A 17,688-nucleotide genomic window follows, 5' to 3' on the forward strand; every position below is an offset into this window, starting at 1 on the left:
CTTATCTAAGTTTTAATGTAACAATTGACAATATGGCTAGCATGATAGCAACAATCCAAAATCGGGTTACAATTTTACTTTCATGGTATCCCTTTTTCTGATAATGGTGATGCAATGGCGACATCAAGAATATTCTTCGGCCTTCGCCAAAGCGTTTTTTGGTATATTTAAAATAACTGACCTGTAAGACAACTGATAAGTTTTCGACAAGAAAAATTCCGCATAATAAAGGAATCAACATCTCTTTTCTAACTGCAATGGCAAGCACAGCAATAATTCCTCCAATAGTTAAACTTCCTGTATCTCCCATAAATACGGATGCCGGATAGGAGTTATACCAAAGAAATCCAATTAAAGCCCCTACAAATGCCGCAATGAAAACGGTCATTTCCCCTGAATTAGGGATATACATTATATTGAGGTAATTAGAGAATATAATGTTTCCTGAAACAAAAGTGAATATACCCAATGCCAAAACCGATATTGCAGAAGTTCCTGCGGCCAGACCATCAATTCCATCTGTAAGGTTAGCACCATTAGAAACCGCCGTAATAATAAATATCACAACCGGAATAAAAATTAACCAGGCCCATTTCTCATATCCTTCACCTGTCCAAGCCAATAATTCAGCGTAGTCAAACTCGTTATTCTTAAAAAAAGGTATTGTAGTCGCTGTAGATTTTTCTTCAATTGGCGCTTGAACTAATACCGTTGAATTAGCAACTTTAAAAACATCTCCTTTTCCAGTGTCAGTACGAACCGTTACTCCAGCGTGAAAATAAAGCACTACACCAACAATCAGACCTAAACCAACCTGTCCAAAAACTTTAAATATTCCTTTTAAGCCTTCTTTATCCTTCTTGAAAATTTTAATATAATCATCAACAAAACCAATAGTACCCATCCATAGTGTAGTTACAATCAGTAATACTATATATATGTTATGCAATTTCGCAAACAATAAAACAGGAACCAATGTGGCAAAAATGATAATCAAACCTCCCATAGTTGGCGTGCCAGCTTTTTCATTTTGTCCAGCTAAACCTAACTCACGAACTGTTTCCCCAACCTGTTGTCTTCGAAGAAAATTAATGATCATTTTACCATAAATCGTAGATAGCAGTAATGATAGCATTAAAGCCAAAGCAGATCTAAAAGTAATATATTGAAAGACTCCCGTTCCAGGAACATCTAATGTTTTGTCTAAATATTCAAATAAATAATACAGCATATGTTTGTCGTTTATTTGGTGATTTGGTTATCTTTTGTTATTGTAATTCTTCGAAATGCATCCGAACTATTTCCCAAGTTGTTCTAACATTTCTTTAATAATTTTCATGTCGTCAAAATCATGACGAACTCCATTTACTTCCTGATAAGTCTCGTGTCCTTTTCCAGCTATCAAAATAATATCATTTGGCTGAGCCAATTGACAAGCCGTTTTTATAGCCTGCTTCCTATCTGTTATAGACAATGCTTTTTTAAGATTTTGAGAAGCAATCCCTTGTTCCATTTCACCGATTATTACATCCGGGTCTTCATTTCTTGGATTATCCGAAGTAAGGATAACTTTATCACTCAGTTCAGTGGCAATTGCAGCCATAATTGGGCGTTTGGTTTTATCTCTATTTCCTCCGCAACCTACAACTGTGATTAGTTGTTCGTTATTAGTTCGAATATCAGCAATGGTTTTTAATACATTTTCTAATGCATCCGGAGTATGTGCATAATCCACGATGGCAGTAACACCTGTATTAGAAACAATATATTGGAAACGTCCCGAAACACTTTCCAACTCAGATAATAATCGTAAGGCTTCCAAGCTGTCAATACCAAGTTCTACAGCAGTTCCGTAAATTGCTAATAGGTTGTAAGCATTAAAAGTCCCCATTAACTTTACCCAAACTTCATTCCCGTTTATTTTCAATAATAAACCAGATAATTGATTTTCTAAAATTTGTGCTTTATAATCAGCATATGATTTTAAAGCATATGTTAGTTTTCTAGCAACAGTATTTTGCAACATGATCTGACCGTTTTTATCGTCAGAATTTGTTATGGCAAATGCCGTTTTAGGTAAATTATCAAAAAACGCTTTTTTCACATCTCTGTATTCTGCAAAAGTGGGATGGTAGTCTAAATGATCATGAGATAAATTAGTGAAAATCCCTGCAGTAAAATGTAAAGCTTCTGTTCTTTTCTGATGAATTCCATGAGAACTTACTTCCATAAAACAGAATTCAACACCTGCCTCAATCATCTCGTTTAAATAATGATTAATTGAAATTGAATCTGGAGTGGTATGCGTCGCTTTATATTCAATATCGTCAACTAAATTTTTCACTGTAGATAACAATCCTACTTTAAATCCTGCTTTTTTAAACAGTTGATACAATAAAGAAGCAATGGTTGTTTTACCATTTGTTCCCGTAATACCTATTAATTTAAGTTTAGCTGATGGATTCCCAAAATAATTTGCAGCCATAAAGGCAAGTGCTTTATTAGTGTCATCCACTTTTATGTATGTAATCCCTTCTGACAATGTTTCAGGTAAAACATCACAAACAATTGTATTTGCACCTAATTGGATCGCCTTTTCAATAAAACTGTGTCCATCAGATATTGAACCACGAATGGCTACAAAAACATCATTTGATTCTACTTTTCTAGAATCAAATTCAATTTTATTAACTGAAATTTCCGTCGATCCTTTTACAGCATCGATGGCTACTTTATATAATATGTCTTTTAGTATAATCACAATAATTCTAATGTTATAGTTGTGTTTTTTATTATATTCTGACCTGCCTGAAGCGATTGTTCTTTAACCTTCCCAACCCCAACAGATTTTACTTTTAATCCTAAATTTTCCAGCAAAGCAATTGCATCCATTCCTGGCATCCCTTTAACATTTGGGACTGAATGCTGTTGTTTTTGTAACTTTGCAAAATAGTTATTATAATTATTTTCCTGCTTAGGAATTTTTCTTTCTAAATTTTTAATCTCGTTTGTCGAGGGCACATCTGTAAAAATCTTTTGAGCTATTCTTTTAAAAACAGGCCCCGCAACATCAGCACCATAATAATTATTATTTACTGTACTAGGCTTATGCACCACTACGATACAAGAATACTTAGGATTGTCAGCAGGGAAATAACCCACAAATGAAGAAGCATAATATTTACCCGCACCTCCATCTTTAGCATAATTAACTTGCGCTGTCCCCGTTTTTCCAGCCATTGAAAAATCTTTCGAAAATAATTTTGAACCTGTTCCTTTTTTTACAACGTTTAATAAAACTGCTTTCAATTTTAATATTGTTTCCTGAGAACAAATTCTAGGATTCAAAACTTCTTTATCGTATTTCTTAATCGTCCTGTTCCATTCTTTTATTTCAGAAACAAACTGTGGTTTAAGCAACTCTCCGTTATTCGCAACAGCGTTATAAAAAGCTAATGTTTGCATTGGGGTAATCGAAACTCCGTACCCAAAAGCCATCCATGGAAGTGAAATATTCGACCAGTTTTTATCACTTGGTTGTGGAATAAAAGGTCGGCCTTCCCCTTTAATCGAAAGCCCTAATGGTTTATTTAATCCAAAATTATTAAGATGGTTTACAAATTTTGACGGATTGTCTTTATAAGCATTGTAAACTGCCTGAACCAAAACCGTATTAGAAGAAAGCTCAAAACCTCTTGCTAATGTAATTTTCCCATAACCTCCTTCATGAGAATCACGAACTTTTCTTCCTGAATAAACAATTACTCCACCTTTGCTATCATAAACTGTGCTAGTATCCGCTTTTTTATCTTCCAGAAGCGCCATTAAATCAGCTAATTTAAATGTAGAACCCGGTTCATGAGATTCAGCTACAGCATAATTAGTAGTTTCGTAATAGCTACCGTCCTTTGCTCTTCCTAAATTTGAAATTGCTTTTACTTGACCTGTATGCGTCTCCATAACAACTACACATCCATGATCGGCCTGATAATCTTCTAATTGTTTTAATAAAGCATGATGTGCTATATCCTGAATGAAAACATCAATAGTCGAAATAACATCATAGCCATCTTGTGGATCCACTTCATTTACATCACGAATAGGCTTCCACTGTCCTTTAGCTATTTTTTGTTTGAGAATTTTACCGTCTTTTCCATTCAAATATTCTTTAAAAGCCCATTCTATACCTTTCCCATTATGTGAACCACCAGCTCCTTTTCGTTCGTATCCAATTGTTCTTTCAGCAATTTTACCTATCGGATGTTCCCTTACTGTTCTTTGCTCAACAATTATTCCGCCTTTAAAAGCGCCTAATTTAAATAAAGGAAACCCTTTAATTTTCACATATTCAGTATAGCTTAAATCACGCGCAACTAAATAGTAACGATTATTGTTAGCCCTTGCTTTTCTTAGTTCATTTTGATAAAAACTACTTGACTTATCTAATACTGTAGCCAATGAATCCGATAATGCTTCTACATTTTTTTCGAAAACTTCAGTTTTAGGAGCAAGTGCGTCAAAACGTATTACATAATTAGGAATAGATGTCGCCAATAAACTTCCATCAGCCGAATAAATATTTCCTTTATTTGCAGGTATAACAAAGTTCCGTACTGTTCTTTCTTTGGCTAATTGTCTGTAATAATCACCCTCAACCCATTGAATGTTTGTTAATTTCACAGCTACTGCAATTGCTATCAAAAAAATAGCAAATGCAACGAGATAGATCCTGTACGATATGTATTTATCTTCTACTGCCATATTTTTTTAAAGAAACTTTTTTCTTCTTCTTTTATTACTTTTATTTTAACTGGAGGAACCGTTGAAGGGAATATTTGTTTTTCAAGCATTTTATCAGAAACAGTCGATTCCATTTTCAATTTCATCAATTGTGAACGACGATCTACAAATTCCGACCTCAACTCTTTTACTTGATTAGATAATTCTGCGATTTTAAATACCTTTTGTTCATATCGTTGTGTATTTGCAATCATAATTATTGCAAGAGCAATTACAAAAACGATAAAACGCCAATTCTTAACAGCATCATCATTTATTAGAAACCTCGCTTTCAACAAGCTATAAACTCCGTTTTTCATCTCTCTCTACATTACAGATTTAAGCTTTCAATTATAGGACGAAGAAAAGATTTCCTGATCCTTATAACTATCGTTTTTCGGCAATCCTTAGTTTTGCACTTCTTGCTCTATTGTTGATCTTAATCTCTTCATTATTGGGAACTATTAACTTTCCAACTGTTTTAAAAGGAACAGAGAAATTACCAAAAAAGTCACGCTCTGGTTCTCCCTCAAACATTCCGTTTTTCATAAAGCGCTTCACTAACCTATCTTCAAGCGAATGGTACGATATAACACTTAGTCTTCCTCCTGGATTCAAGATCTCTAATGACTGCTCAAGAAATTCTTTCAAAACATCCATTTCTTGATTCACTTCAATTCTAATAGCTTGATAGATTTGAGCTAATATTTTATTCCTAACTCTTTCTGGCAAATGTTTCGCCAAAACTTCTTTTAATTCATCCGTAGTTTTAATTGGCTGTACCTCACGCGCATCCACGATTGTTCGTGCTAAAACAGTAGCGTTTTTCAATTCTCCATAATCCAAAAACACTCTTTTTAAATCTGCTTCATCATACTCATTTACAACCTTGTTTGCATTCAGATCATTTTTCTGGCTCATTCTCATATCCAAGTCTGCATCAAAACGAGTAGAAAAACCACGTTCAGCTACATCGAACTGGTGAGAAGAAACACCAAGATCCCCTAGAATACCATCAACACTTTTTACACCGTAAAAACGTAAAAAACGTTTGATAAACCTGAAGTTTTCATTTATAAGAACAAATCTTTCATCAGGTAATGCATTTGCTAAAGCATCTTCATCCTGATCAAAAGCAAACAGCTTTCCATTAGGCCCTAATCTGCTTAATATTTCTTTTGAATGTCCTCCACCACCAAAGGTGACATCAACATAAATGCCATCAGGCTTAATATTTAAACCATCCACAGATTCGTGAAGCAAAACCGGATTATGATATTCCATTGTCGTCGTCATTTATATTACCCATTACTTCTTCAGCCAATTCTGCAAAATCTACATCTTGACCATTTATCGATTCCTCGTATAAATCTTTATCCCAAATCTCCACAATATTAACTGCAGAAGAAAAAACCACATCTTTAGTAATACTTGCAAAACCAACCAAATCCTTAGGCACTAACAAGCGTCCTAAAGAATCTATTTCTACTATCTTCACCCCGGCAGTAAACCTTCTGATGAAATCATTGTTCTTTTTAGAAAATCGATTTAGCTTGTTAATTCTTACCATCATTAAATCCCACTCCACCATTGGATACAATTCTAAACAAGGCTGAAACACGGAGCGCTTCAAAACGAAACCGTCCTGAAGAGATAACGTCAATTGCTTTTTTAAAGGCGCAGGCAATAACACCCTCCCTTTAGCATCGACTTTACACTCGTATGTCCCTACAATTGTATTCAAGTAAATTAGTTTAAAATGATTCAGAGCAAAAATATAAAATTTTTACCACTATTTACCACTATTTACCACTTTGTTAATAAGTTTAACCACTTTCAACCAAAAACCCTTAGTTTATAGACAATCAACACATTAAGGTATTTAAATTTTACTTGTAAGAATATTCTATTTGTAAAAAAGTGTAGGATCAATAGATGAAATTCCTTTTGAAAAACAATCGAAAATTAGTGCAATTAATAAAACTGAAATGTTGAAAAATAAATTGCAACCAAAACAAAAACTATAAAAAAAAAGAATTATAATACAAAAAACTATATCAAAAATTCTTTTTAATTTATTAAACCCTATATTTGTTGCAAATTGAAATTGGCATAAAAAGAAATGGAAAAATACTATAAAAAAGAAGGCATATACAGTTATTACGAAGCAGGTGAAGGAATTCCAATAGTTATATTACATGGTTTAATGGGAGGCCTTAGCAATTTTGATGCTGTTGCTAATTATTTTTCTAATAAAGGATATAAAATCATTATACCCGATTTACCTATTTACACTCAAAACATTTTGAAAACAAATGTTAAGAGCTTTGCTATTTACGTAAAAAACTTTATCACTTTCAAAAATTTAGATCGAGTAATTCTTCTAGGAAACTCTTTAGGAGGTCATATCGCTTTATACCATACTAAAATGTATCCAGAAAAAGTGTCTGGCCTTGTAATCACTGGAAGTTCTGGACTTTACGAAAGTGCAATGGGAGACAGTTACCCTAAAAGAGGTGACTACGAATACATTAAGAAAAAGGCAGAAGACGTTTTTTACGATCCTAAAACGGCTACACCTGAATTAATAGACGAAGTATACGCAACGGTTAACGACCGTATTAAATTGATCAAAACATTGACAATTGCCAAAAGTGCCATTCGTCACAATATGGCAAAAGATTTACCAAAAATGCATGTCCAAACTTGTATTATTTGGGGTAGAAACGACAAAGTAACGCCTCCTGATGTAGCCGAAGAATTTAATAAATTATTACCTAATTCTTCTCTTTACTGGATTGATAAATGTGGACACGCAGCTATGATGGAGCAGCCTGAAGAATTCAATCGAATACTAGAAGAATGGTTAAACAAAACTAATTTACAAGTACCTACATATAAAGAATAGGTTTTACACTATAGAAAGTATGAAAATTAATACTGCTGAATTTATCATTAGCAACTCTGAAGTAGAAAAATGTCCAAAAGACTTTTTACCAGAATACGCATTTATTGGAAGATCCAATGTTGGAAAGTCTTCTTTAATAAATATGCTTACCAATCATAAAAATCTAGCAAAAACTTCAGGAAGACCTGGAAAAACACAATTGATTAATCACTTTTTGATAAACAACAATTGGTTTCTTGTCGATTTACCTGGTTATGGATATGCTAAAGTTTCCAAAAAGACTAAATCTGTTTTTCAACAGTTTATTACTGATTATTTTGAAACAAGAGAACAATTAGTTTGCGCTTTTGTTTTAATTGATATACGTCATGAAGCACAGGCAATTGACATTGAATTTATGTCTTATATGGGAGAAAGTGAAATTCCTTTTTGCATCGTATTTACAAAGGCTGATAAAATCAGTAAAGTGAAAATCGATTCTCATATTGCAGCTTATAAAAAGAAAATGTTCGCTAATAACTGGGCCGAAATGCCTCAATATTTCGTTACTTCAGCAACCGAGTTCACTGGAAAAGAAGATGTTTTAAATTACATTGACGAAGTGAATCAGGAAGTTAACAAAAATGATACTGGTTTTTAATTCCAATATCATTCTAAACAAAAAAAATCCCAAAACATAAAATTTATGTTTTGGGATTTTTTTTCAGAAAAGGATTACTTCTTCAACTCGAGCTTTTCAGCAAAATATTCGCAGAAGTCCTTCATCGTATCAGCCATTTTCTCATCACCAGTAGCACGGTGAAAAGTATCAGACATGGCTACCAATGTTTGGTGGAAGAAAATCTTCATTTCGTCTACCGGCATGTCTTTTGTCCATAAATCGATACGCATACTTTCTTTAGCTTTACCGTCCCATATAGACAACATAATAGCTTTTGCTTCATCTAATTCAACACCGCCATCTTTAGCGGACCACATTAATTTTTCCGGAACACGGTTTTCATCTAATTCAACTAGGAACTTTATTTCTGATCTGTTTTTATCTGACATTATTTCTTAGGTTTATATTTTGATTTTTCGAAAATTTCTTTAGGACTTGTATCCAATAATTGCTGCAAAGATACTTCATTGTTATTCATATATGACCGAACAATTTGCCAACCAATCCATCCCCCAACTTGACCCGGGGAATCATTATCTATTTCCAAATAAAATTTAGAGAATGGAGCCGGATTAATAAAACGAGAGGCTAGTTTTTGATCATAACTATACAACAATTCTTTTTCAATAAAATAGCGCCAAATATACCCCTCATTTTCCTCACACCAAGCAATTTGTTCTGGACTATACCCTATTTTATTATTATCAGCGTAATCAGGCAGTAATTTATCCTTCATATACAATTTCTTCCCTGAATAAATCATTTGGGATAACAAACTCTTTTCGCTCGATGGTTTTATTTTCTGAACCGAAAAACTCGACACTACATCCGGAAGGATTTGATTAGGTTCAAAATTTTGTTTTATATAATTTGGAAACTGGTAAAATTTATGATCTTTCCCTAAATACATCTCAAGAGAAACAATCACCAGACTATCTGTATAAATAACCTTATTATTATAATCCATTTCTGAAATTACAGTAATCACTTTTGGCGTGGGAGTTTTAGGAAAATAATGTTTAATATTTACAAAAAGATCCTCTAGTTCCGACTCCTTATTTTCAAAATCAGGAAACTTCTTTTGAACTTCACCATACAATTCTCTCCAAAGAGGATTTTGCATTTTTTCTAACCAAACTTCGTCATTATTTCCTGGCGAAAAAAAAAAGGGAAATTCTTCTTTTACTTTATTTAAATCCTGAGGAGGAGTTTCGAAAAATATTTTATCAAAACGAACCACATTTATTGACATAGCTAATTCACTGTCAGCTTTTTCTGTCTTATTGTTCTTGCCACAGCATAAAAACAGCAAACATAATGCAAGAGAGCCTAGATATATTTTCATATCATGTTTTTTTAATTAAATTTGTAAAAAAAAAGAGATAATACCCTCTAAATTTATTTTACAAATATACATTGCTCCTTTTTAATACATGAATAAAATATGACTAAAATAAGTTCTTCTCAGCTTGAAAAAGTAAATACACATATTGTAAACTGGTTAAAGACTTATGCTGAAAATGCAAATGTCAACGGATTTGTAATAGGTATATCAGGAGGAATTGATTCAGCTGTAACTTCAACTTTATGTGCTCAAACCGGATTAAAGGTATTATGTGTAGAAATGCCAATTCACCAGCCTCAAAGCCATGTTAATAGAGGACGTGAGCATATAGAACAATTAAAAAAAAGATTCCCTAATGTAACCAACATTGAAACTGATTTAACATTATTATTCGAATCATTTAAAAAAGAAGTTCCTTTAGAATTTAAAAAAGACATCTTACATCTTACTCTTGCCAATACTCGAGCGAGATTACGCATGACCACATTGTATTATTATGCAGGGGTTCATAAATTGCTTGTTGCCGGTACAGGGAATAAAGTAGAGGATTTTGGCGTTGGTTTTTATACCAAATATGGCGATGGAGGAGTAGATTTAAGTCCGATAGCTGATTTGATGAAATCGGAAGTATTTGCTCTAGGAGCTTTACTACAAGTTCCGGAAACTATATTAAATGCGGTTCCTTCGGATGGATTATTTGGAGACGAAAGATCAGACGAGGAGCAACTTGGAGCAAGTTACGACGAACTAGAATGGGCTATGAAAGAAAATGAGTCAGGAAAAAGCGCTGATGATTTTACAGGAAGAAAGAAAACAGTTTTTGAAATATATAAATGCTTGAATAAAGCCAACCAACACAAAATGAACGCAATACCAGTTTGTGAAATAAATAAGATGTAAGATATTTTTTCCAAAAAAAATTGCATTCTAACTTATTTTTCACTAATTTTATTAAATCATTTTGACAAACAACCCTCAAAATTAAATACCATGATTAAAGTTTGTTTAGCAGATAACTACCCAGTAGTACACTTTGGCGTAAAATCTTTTTTTAAAGATCACGCTGAAATTTCAATTGTTGCCAATGTAGGTAGCTTTTTGATGATCCGGGATATACTCCTTACTAAAGATATAGATGTTTTAATCTTAGACTTAGAATTAGAAGGTCTTTCCAGTATTTTTGAAGTTAAAGCAATAATTAAAAATTTTCCGAAAACAAAAATCATTATCTACAGTGGTCTTTCGGAGCAAATATATGCGCCTAATGCTATCAAAGCTGGGGTTTCAGGATTTGTTCATAAAAAAGAGAAACTAGAAACATTAGGAATATCGATTATTAAGGTAAATCAAGGAAAGATAATTATCAATGAAACCGTTAAGAAAAACTTAGCTTTAATTGCAAAACAAAGCAAAAGCGAACGTTTGTACCGAAAACTTTCAAATCGTGAAGTAGAAGTTTTACGTTATTTAAGTGGTGGTAAGAAGAATCACGAAATTGCTGATATTCTTGGTTTAAACGAAAAAACGATAAGTACTTATAAATTAAGATTACTTACAAAACTTAACGTTACAAACTTAGTTGATTTAGTCAACAAGGCAAAAAAACTAGAAATAGTTTAATAACTTTTGGGGTTATCTAATTAAAAAATAGTCAAGCTATTGCATTCTTGATTTATAATAATACACTCCGCATTATCTTATCCAGATGATGTGGAGTTTTTTAGATACAATTAATCAATGGTAACGAACCACAACTCTACCTAATTTTTTCGAGAATTTCCCTCTTAATTCAATGTAGCTCATCACCATTGATAACGACTCAACATTATCTGAACCTGGCTCATTTGAGATAGCATTTTTTAAATTATCGATGATTTCACTTATCAAAAACCACCTTAGGGTAAACAAAGTATCTGACACACCTTGATTTAATGTTTCTTCTATTGTTTTTGGAATTATATTTTGTCCTATCCAGTCATGCAGAACATATTTTTCATCTTCCATCATAATAGTAGTTATTTCTTGCGGCACACCAGCTTGTAAATGGTTAATGTACTTTTCTACTCCAGAATTTTCATTTTGAAGATAATAATTTATCAAATCTTCGTAAATAACTTTAAAAACTGGACTAGCAAACTCTATTTCGTCTTCTTGTAAACTTAAAAATATTTTTTGGAAAACTTTTGACTCTTTGAATTCTGAAACCTCAATAATTTCACCTTCATCATTTGATTTCATAAAAATTTCTTCAAAATTTTCATTTCTATTACCATACAGTAAAAGGAATCTGATTATTTCGCGTTCTACGTTACCTAAAACATCTACTTTCCCAACTGTCTCTGGGTTTTCATTTTTTATTACTTCAAATGATTTTTGTTCTGATTTTTGCTTTTTTGCAACATCTGCAACATCTTTTTGAGTTAACTGCGCTAAAGTACTTACCAATACCTGTTCCGAAATATCCATTATTCGAGAACATTCCTGTATGTAAATTTCGCGTTGAATTCTATCCGGTATTTTAGAAATACTTACAACCATGTCCCGAATCAAATCGGCTTTCTTAATTGGGTCGTTCTTGGCTTCGTCCATTAAAAGGGATGCTTTGAACTGTATAAAATCTTTTGCGTTATTATCTAAATAAGCAATTAAATCATCATGCGAGGTTTTTTTAGCAAAACTATCAGGATCATCTCCATCAGGAAAAGTACACACTTTCACATTCATTCCTTCTTCAAGAATCAAATCGATTCCTCGAATGGAAGCACGAAGTCCAGCTGCATCACCATCAAAAAGAACAGTTATGTTTTTTGTCAACCTATTAACCAATCGTATTTGATCAGGAGTTAAAGCAGTTCCTGAAGAAGAAACAACATTTTCTATTCCTGCTTGATTGAATTGTATTACATCCGTGTATCCTTCAACTAAATAACAATTATTTAATTTGGCTATGGATTGTTTAGCCTGAAAAATACCATACAACACTTTGCTCTTATGGTAAATATCACTTTCAGGTGAATTGAGATACTTAGCTGCTTTTTTATCATTCGAAAGAATCCTTCCCCCAAAACCAAGAATCCTTCCCGACATACTTTGTATAGGAAACATTACACGTCCTTTGAAACGGTCAAAAGGCCTGTCGTCTTTTGGGATAGTCAAACCTGTACTTTCAAGAAATTCTAATTTATATCCTTTCCCTAAAGCTTCTTTTGTAAAAGAGTCCCAGGTTTCAGGTGAATACCCTAAACTAAATTTCTTAATGGTGTCATTAGTGAATCCTCTTTCTTTAAAATAAGAATATCCTATTGCCTTACCTTCTTCGGTGTTTAAAAGTGTATTGTGAAAATAATTCTTTGCAAATTCAGAAACCAGATACATACTTTCCCTTGTATCGGTATTTGCTTTCTCAGCATCAGACTGTTCCGTTTCTTCGATTTCAATATTGTACTTTTTAGCCAAATAGCGAATTGCTTCCGGATAAGTAAAATGTTCATGCTCCATCAAAAACGCAACAGAATTACCTCCTTTTCCCGTACTAAAATCTTTCCATATTTGCTTTACAGGTGAGACCATAAACGATGGAGAACGCTCATCAGAAAACGGACTCAAACCTTTAAAGTTACTTCCTGCCCGTTTAAGCTGAACAAAATCACCAATAACCTCCTCAACACGAGCGGTTTCGAAAACAGTATCTATTGTAGCTTTTGAAATCAAATTAATATAGTATCAAAGTTATAAAGGGCCAAAGTTACAAAGTTTTAAAGAAGCAAACCCTCTTAAAGTTTGAAACTCTAAAAGGGTTTTTAAAAATACAAAAAACTAACTCAAATAAATCTTAATTGAAATCAAATCGTACTCCTAAAGAAACATTATTTTGTTTAACAACATTGTTTTTAAACAACGGGTTCAAATCATATTTCACATACAAACTAGTAGATTTATACCCTATGTAAGTACTTAGCCCATAAACAAAATCCGTTGTATTGAAGTCTCCCCTAACAATTTCTCTTGTTTTATAGTCGGCAATATCATAATTTAAAATTTGTTTCGATTTTAAATTAGCTCCAACATACCCTCCAAAACCAACGCGAAATGCATCATGAGTTTTAAAATACGTTGTTCCGTCTCTTTCTTTAGATTTAGAAAAATCAAACTCTAAATGTAATGGAACAACTAGTGAAACTGTTCTAAACCTTGAATCTCCCTGAGAGACTAGATTCACTTCTAAATTTGTTTGAGCTCCATTCACTACAAAACTTCTATTATTTGTGGCACGAAGATTATTATACATAAGAGACAAGCCATATTTTGCATGTAATAAATTAGCATCCTTAAGTATTCTTGTATTATAAGTCAAACCCCATTCATAAAAATGAGATCCTAAATACCTGAAATCTGATTTTTGAATACTTTTATCAGCAACTAAATTATTTAAACCTGTCGCAAAAACAATTTGCGATGTGGTTCTTTTATAATGTCGTTTTAACTTATCATCTTGACCATTGTACACTTTCAATGAGGTTAAGTTAATTTCAGTCTTATTCTTTCCAATTGAGTCATTACTTGTGCCAATAATAAGCATTGTTCCTCCTCTTTTATTTGTACTTTCTTCTTCTATCTTTCCCTCAACTTGATCTTGAATCACTTGACTTAATTTCCCTTCTTCTATAGCTACTTGTGCATCAATCTTTGCAGCGCGTTCTTCTGCTTTTTTCATTTTAAGCTCTTCCCCCTTTTGCTTAGAAATCAATCCTTTTTCAACTTCCTTGTCTAATGCATCAATTTCAACTTTTAAAGCATTTTTCTGATTGTCAGTAATTTTTTTAATTTCATCACCAATTACTTTTGCTCTTTTCTCAAATGAAATTACTTTGTGAGCTCTTCCTTTGATACTTCCAGTCTCTGGGACTGTGTCATCAACTACTTCAACTACTACATCTTTAAACCAAACTTGTCCTGTTCCGTCTAATAAAACCCCATAAGAAATTGATGTTGCTTCTAAAGGAACAAACAAAACAACTTCATATTTAATCCAATCAGTTGTTCTTTTAATTCCTCTATTTTGCATATTATCAAAAGCTAGAACAACAGCATCATAATAATCAACACGCATCCAGAGTCCTGCCCAAGATTTTACATTTTCACTTTTTACATAACCAGTCATTTTAATCGTTTTCCCTAAGTACAAATCTGATTTTATGGTTTTCATAATATTCCCAAAACCACTAATTTTGCTTTTAATTGATTTAATGGTATAAATATTTTGATTGTTAAATTCAGGATTGTTCTCAGGCCCCAATTCGTAACTTCCAGGAAGAGGTTCTCTATAACTCCATTCTACAGAGCGTTCTAATTCTTGAGCATTTAATTTGGCTACCATAGTAACCAACATTATTAATGTAAATAAAATAATTTTTTGCATGATTTCGATTTTTGATTGATGATTATTTACTCTTCGTAATTCCTATTGGCCACAGCCGTTTTTAAAACATTAAACTTTTTACTGATTTTATCTAAAGCTGATTCTCTATACGATTGATTTAATTCTGTTTCAACACTTGACAACAAACTGCTTGGATCTACAGATGTACCTTTTCTGTTTTTCTCAATTGTTTTATCAGTAGTCTTTGAGTCAAGTTTAATATTACTAACTGCTGCTAATAAATTTTCTGCAGTAATGTATTTATTTTTGTTAGTTGATTGATAAACTTTGCTTTCAGAAGAACTAACTATAGTAGCATTTTCTTTTGACACATTACTAATTGAAACGACCTTTACTTTATCCTTAACTTGATTTGGCTGTCCCTTAGCATTAGTGTTTTCAGCAATAACTTGCCGAACCACAACACTCCTATTAGCATTATGGGAAGGCGTAACCGTTTCATTAATAGTCGAACTCTTATACTGTTTATTAATCGTTGGAGTTTCCTCTATTACCACTGATTTGTCACTATTTACAACATTGGGTTCTTTAAGATTTAAAAACACCGAACTTATGATTAATAACCCAACAAAACTGGCAGCAATATAAATCCATTTATAATTGTGCTTTTCATTCGTTTTATCTTTAGCATCTAGCATCGCTTCTAATTGACCCCAGGCTTGCGCCGATGGTTGTATCGTTCTGACCTCTAATTTTTGTTGTATTTCAAAATCCAATTTATTCGGTTCCATACTCGTAATTTTTTGTGGTATTGATCTGCTTTTGCAAAATTTTCCTGGCATGCGATAACTGCGATTTAGATGTTCCTTCATTAATCCCTAACATCTCAGCAATTTCCTTGTGCTTATATCCTTCTATCGCATATAAATTGAAAATCATTTTATAACCGTCAGGCAAACTGTCTATCAAAAACTGAATGTCTTCTATAGAAAACTGACTTTCAATGTTATTATAGCTTTCTTCGAAAAAAGTCTCATCGTCAGTAAACTTTATATTTTTTTGTACGCGAATAAAAGAAATACACTCATTCACCATAATCCTCCTTATCCAGCCTTCAAAGCTTCCAATATTCATGAAATTTTTCAGATTAGTAAAGACTTTCATAAAAGCGGTTAACATAACATCTTCTGCCTGATGTATGTCTTTTATATACTGCCTGCAAACACTTAACATTTTTGGAGAAAACAAAGTATAAATCCTTTGTTGCGCTTGTCGATTATTATCGACAGCCAGCAGAATGAGTTCTTGTTCTTCTTGATGTAAATTGATTACTTTCATAAATAATTGAAATGACTAAATTCAATTTTGATATTAATTATTGCTATTGCAAATGTTTTTTTGATATTGAATAAGACTTCTATTAACATAGACGAGTTCGATGGCATAAAGGTTGCATCGTCAATAAAAAAATATTGTAACTAGGTATTTAACCAACTCCGATTCAGCTTTAACTACCTGTGTTTAAATGAATTAAAACACTAAAGAATTTGAAAAATTATTTCGTTTTAAAGGCATATACTCTACTTCTTTCTTTCAATAACGTAATTCACCATCAAAATTAGGGCAACTTTGAACTCGGAATCCGGATAGTTATCCAGGAGTAATAATGCTTCTTGCTGAAATTCAATCATTTTACTTTCGGCGTAAACCAAACCATTATTGTCTTTTACAAAAGCAATCACTTCTTTTACTCTTTTCTTATCCTTGTTGTGATTTTTAATGGAATTGATAAGCCATGCTTTTTCTTTAGAGGTGCAAGTATTCAAAACATGAATCAAAGGCAAAGTCATTTTTTGTTCTTTAATATCAATCCCTGTTGGTTTTCCAATGGCTTCGTCAGTATAGTCGAATAAGTCATCTTTTATTTGAAAAGCCATTCCTATGAGTTCTCCAAATTTTCTCATATTCTCAACCTCACTTACATCTTCGATAACTGATTTAGCGCCAAGAGCACAACAGGCAGCTATAAGAGTAGCTGTTTTTTTTCGAATGATCTCGTAATATATATCTTCCGTGATATCTAGACGTCTGGCTTTTTCTATTTGAAGTAATTCGCCTTCACTCATCTCACGGACAGCAACTGAAATTATTTTAAGTAAATCAAAATCATCGTTATCTATGGAAAGTAACAATCCTTTTGACAATAAATAATCCCCAACTAAAACGGCAATTTTATTTTTCCATAATGCATTGATAGAAAAGAAACCACGGCGTCTATTACTGTCATCCACCACATCGTCATGCACTAAAGTTGCAGTATGAATAAGTTCAATTACACATGCTCCGCGATAAGTTCTTTCATTTACAGTTCCCCTGGAAACCATTTTAGCGGTTAAAAAAACAAACATGGGTCGCATTTGTTTTCCTTTTCGGTTTACAATATAATATGTAATCCTATTTAACAAAGCCACTTTTGAGGTCATGGATTCGTAGAACTTTTTTTCAAAAAGTTCCATTTCATTAAAAATAGGTTGTTTTATTTGAGAAGTTACATTCATATAGAATTCAAATATACTCTTTTATATAAAAAAAGTAAATAATTTTAACAAGTACAT

At 32.6% G+C, this 17,688-nt stretch carries 17 protein-coding genes; 4 read left to right on the forward strand and 13 right to left on the reverse strand.

The window, feature by feature from the left end; translation table 11 throughout:
* Position 1: 1 nt before the first annotated feature.
* The 6 genes from mraY to FLAK523_RS01115 all read right to left on the reverse strand — a co-directional run bounded on the left by mraY (position 2) and on the right by FLAK523_RS01115 (position 6,523).
* Positions 2–1,231 (reverse strand): phospho-N-acetylmuramoyl-pentapeptide-transferase, encoded by a 1,230-nt coding sequence (mraY, locus tag FLAK523_RS01090; protein WP_248905574.1) that lies wholly within the window; start codon positions 1,229–1,231, stop codon positions 2–4.
* 66 nt (positions 1,232–1,297) lie between these two features.
* Positions 1,298–2,761 (reverse strand): UDP-N-acetylmuramoyl-L-alanyl-D-glutamate--2,6-diaminopimelate ligase, encoded by a 1,464-nt coding sequence (locus tag FLAK523_RS01095; RefSeq protein WP_248905576.1) that lies wholly within the window; start codon positions 2,759–2,761, stop codon positions 1,298–1,300.
* Positions 2,758–4,761: a penicillin-binding protein gene (locus FLAK523_RS01100; protein WP_248905578.1), complete on the reverse strand. Its 2,004-nt coding sequence runs from the start codon at positions 4,759–4,761 to the stop codon at positions 2,758–2,760. The genes FLAK523_RS01095 and FLAK523_RS01100 overlap by 4 nt, the downstream gene beginning before the upstream one ends.
* Positions 4,752–5,099 (reverse strand): FtsL-like putative cell division protein, encoded by a 348-nt coding sequence (locus FLAK523_RS01105; protein ID WP_248905580.1) that lies wholly within the window; start codon positions 5,097–5,099, stop codon positions 4,752–4,754. Before FLAK523_RS01105 ends, FLAK523_RS01100 begins: the two co-directional genes overlap by 10 nt.
* 67 nt (positions 5,100–5,166) lie before the next feature.
* A complete protein-coding gene (gene rsmH / locus FLAK523_RS01110) occupies positions 5,167–6,075 on the reverse strand; it encodes a 16S rRNA (cytosine(1402)-N(4))-methyltransferase RsmH (RefSeq protein WP_248905591.1) in 909 nt (302 codons plus the stop codon).
* Positions 6,050–6,523: a division/cell wall cluster transcriptional repressor MraZ gene (locus FLAK523_RS01115; RefSeq protein WP_248905593.1), complete on the reverse strand. Its 474-nt coding sequence runs from the start codon at positions 6,521–6,523 to the stop codon at positions 6,050–6,052. Before FLAK523_RS01115 ends, rsmH begins: the two co-directional genes overlap by 26 nt.
* Before the next feature lie 378 nt (positions 6,524–6,901).
* Here FLAK523_RS01115 and FLAK523_RS01120 point away from each other — a divergent pair, with 378 nt between their 5' ends.
* Positions 6,902–7,687, forward strand: a complete 786-nt coding sequence (locus FLAK523_RS01120) for an alpha/beta fold hydrolase (protein WP_248905596.1) — start codon at positions 6,902–6,904, stop codon at positions 7,685–7,687.
* Positions 7,688–7,706: 19 nt separating this feature from the next.
* A complete protein-coding gene (gene yihA / locus FLAK523_RS01125; RefSeq protein ID WP_248905604.1) occupies positions 7,707–8,327 on the forward strand; it encodes a ribosome biogenesis GTP-binding protein YihA/YsxC in 621 nt (206 codons plus the stop codon).
* Positions 8,328–8,401: 74 nt separating this feature from the next.
* On the opposite strand, the gene gldC is transcribed toward yihA, so the two are convergent.
* Both gldC and gldB read right to left on the reverse strand, forming a co-directional pair.
* The gene (gene gldC / locus FLAK523_RS01130) at positions 8,402–8,737 is read right to left on the reverse strand and encodes a gliding motility protein GldC (RefSeq protein WP_248905607.1); all 336 of its coding nucleotides are present in this window, start codon (positions 8,735–8,737) and stop codon (positions 8,402–8,404) included.
* Entirely contained in the window at positions 8,737–9,693 is a 957-nt protein-coding gene (gldB, locus tag FLAK523_RS01135; RefSeq protein ID WP_248905609.1) for a gliding motility lipoprotein GldB, read from the reverse strand. The genes gldC and gldB overlap by 1 nt, the downstream gene beginning before the upstream one ends.
* A gap of 99 nt (positions 9,694–9,792) precedes the next feature.
* Between gldB and nadE the strand changes: the two genes are divergently transcribed.
* Positions 9,793–10,593 carry an NAD(+) synthase gene (gene nadE, locus FLAK523_RS01140; protein ID WP_248905610.1) on the forward strand — a complete coding sequence of 267 codons (801 nt, stop codon included), beginning with the start codon at positions 9,793–9,795 and terminating at the stop codon, positions 10,591–10,593.
* Between the two features lie 90 nt (positions 10,594–10,683).
* Entirely contained in the window at positions 10,684–11,313 is a 630-nt protein-coding gene (locus tag FLAK523_RS01145) for a response regulator transcription factor (RefSeq protein WP_248905613.1), read from the forward strand.
* A 114-nt stretch (positions 11,314–11,427) separates the two neighbouring features.
* On the opposite strand, the gene dnaG is transcribed toward FLAK523_RS01145, so the two are convergent.
* The 5 genes from dnaG to FLAK523_RS01170 all read right to left on the reverse strand — a co-directional run bounded on the left by dnaG (position 11,428) and on the right by FLAK523_RS01170 (position 17,631).
* Positions 11,428–13,404, reverse strand: coding sequence for a DNA primase (gene dnaG, locus FLAK523_RS01150; RefSeq protein ID WP_248905620.1), 1,977 nt, complete (start codon positions 13,402–13,404; stop codon positions 11,428–11,430).
* Between the two features lie 121 nt (positions 13,405–13,525).
* Entirely contained in the window at positions 13,526–15,112 is a 1,587-nt protein-coding gene (locus tag FLAK523_RS01155; protein ID WP_248905622.1) for a hypothetical protein, read from the reverse strand.
* 26 nt (positions 15,113–15,138) lie between these two features.
* Positions 15,139–15,864, reverse strand: coding sequence for a hypothetical protein (locus FLAK523_RS01160; protein ID WP_248905624.1), 726 nt, complete (start codon positions 15,862–15,864; stop codon positions 15,139–15,141).
* Complete coding sequence (locus FLAK523_RS01165; RefSeq protein WP_248905626.1) at positions 15,851–16,411, reverse strand: RNA polymerase sigma factor; 561 nt, start codon at positions 16,409–16,411, stop codon at positions 15,851–15,853. The genes FLAK523_RS01160 and FLAK523_RS01165 overlap by 14 nt, the downstream gene beginning before the upstream one ends.
* A 242-nt stretch (positions 16,412–16,653) precedes the next feature.
* The gene (locus FLAK523_RS01170) at positions 16,654–17,631 is read right to left on the reverse strand and encodes a polyprenyl synthetase family protein (protein ID WP_248905628.1); all 978 of its coding nucleotides are present in this window, start codon (positions 17,629–17,631) and stop codon (positions 16,654–16,656) included.
* Between the last annotated feature and the right edge of the window lie 57 nt (positions 17,632–17,688).

The organism is Flavobacterium sp. K5-23, assembly GCF_023278045.1.
GTDB lineage: Bacteria > Bacteroidota > Bacteroidia > Flavobacteriales > Flavobacteriaceae > Flavobacterium.

Coding starts and splice junctions, on each gene's coding strand:
- mraY (WP_248905574.1), bottom strand. CDS start 1,231: ATGCTGTATTATTTATTTGAATATTTAGACAAAACATTAGATGTTCCT.
- FLAK523_RS01100 (WP_248905578.1), bottom strand. CDS start 4,761: ATGGCAGTAGAAGATAAATACATATCGTACAGGATCTATCTCGTTGCA.
- FLAK523_RS01105 (WP_248905580.1), bottom strand. CDS start 5,099: ATGAAAAACGGAGTTTATAGCTTGTTGAAAGCGAGGTTTCTAATAAAT.
- rsmH (WP_248905591.1), bottom strand. CDS start 6,075: ATGACGACGACAATGGAATATCATAATCCGGTTTTGCTTCACGAATCT.
- FLAK523_RS01120 (WP_248905596.1), top strand. CDS start 6,902: ATGGAAAAATACTATAAAAAAGAAGGCATATACAGTTATTACGAAGCA.
- yihA (WP_248905604.1), top strand. CDS start 7,707: ATGAAAATTAATACTGCTGAATTTATCATTAGCAACTCTGAAGTAGAA.
- gldC (WP_248905607.1), bottom strand. CDS start 8,737: ATGTCAGATAAAAACAGATCAGAAATAAAGTTCCTAGTTGAATTAGAT.
- gldB (WP_248905609.1), bottom strand. CDS start 9,693: ATGAAAATATATCTAGGCTCTCTTGCATTATGTTTGCTGTTTTTATGC.
- nadE (WP_248905610.1), top strand. CDS start 9,793: ATGACTAAAATAAGTTCTTCTCAGCTTGAAAAAGTAAATACACATATT.
- FLAK523_RS01145 (WP_248905613.1), top strand. CDS start 10,684: ATGATTAAAGTTTGTTTAGCAGATAACTACCCAGTAGTACACTTTGGC.
- FLAK523_RS01155 (WP_248905622.1), bottom strand. CDS start 15,112: ATGCAAAAAATTATTTTATTTACATTAATAATGTTGGTTACTATGGTA.
- FLAK523_RS01160 (WP_248905624.1), bottom strand. CDS start 15,864: ATGGAACCGAATAAATTGGATTTTGAAATACAACAAAAATTAGAGGTC.
- FLAK523_RS01165 (WP_248905626.1), bottom strand. CDS start 16,411: ATGAAAGTAATCAATTTACATCAAGAAGAACAAGAACTCATTCTGCTG.
- FLAK523_RS01170 (WP_248905628.1), bottom strand. CDS start 17,631: ATGAATGTAACTTCTCAAATAAAACAACCTATTTTTAATGAAATGGAA.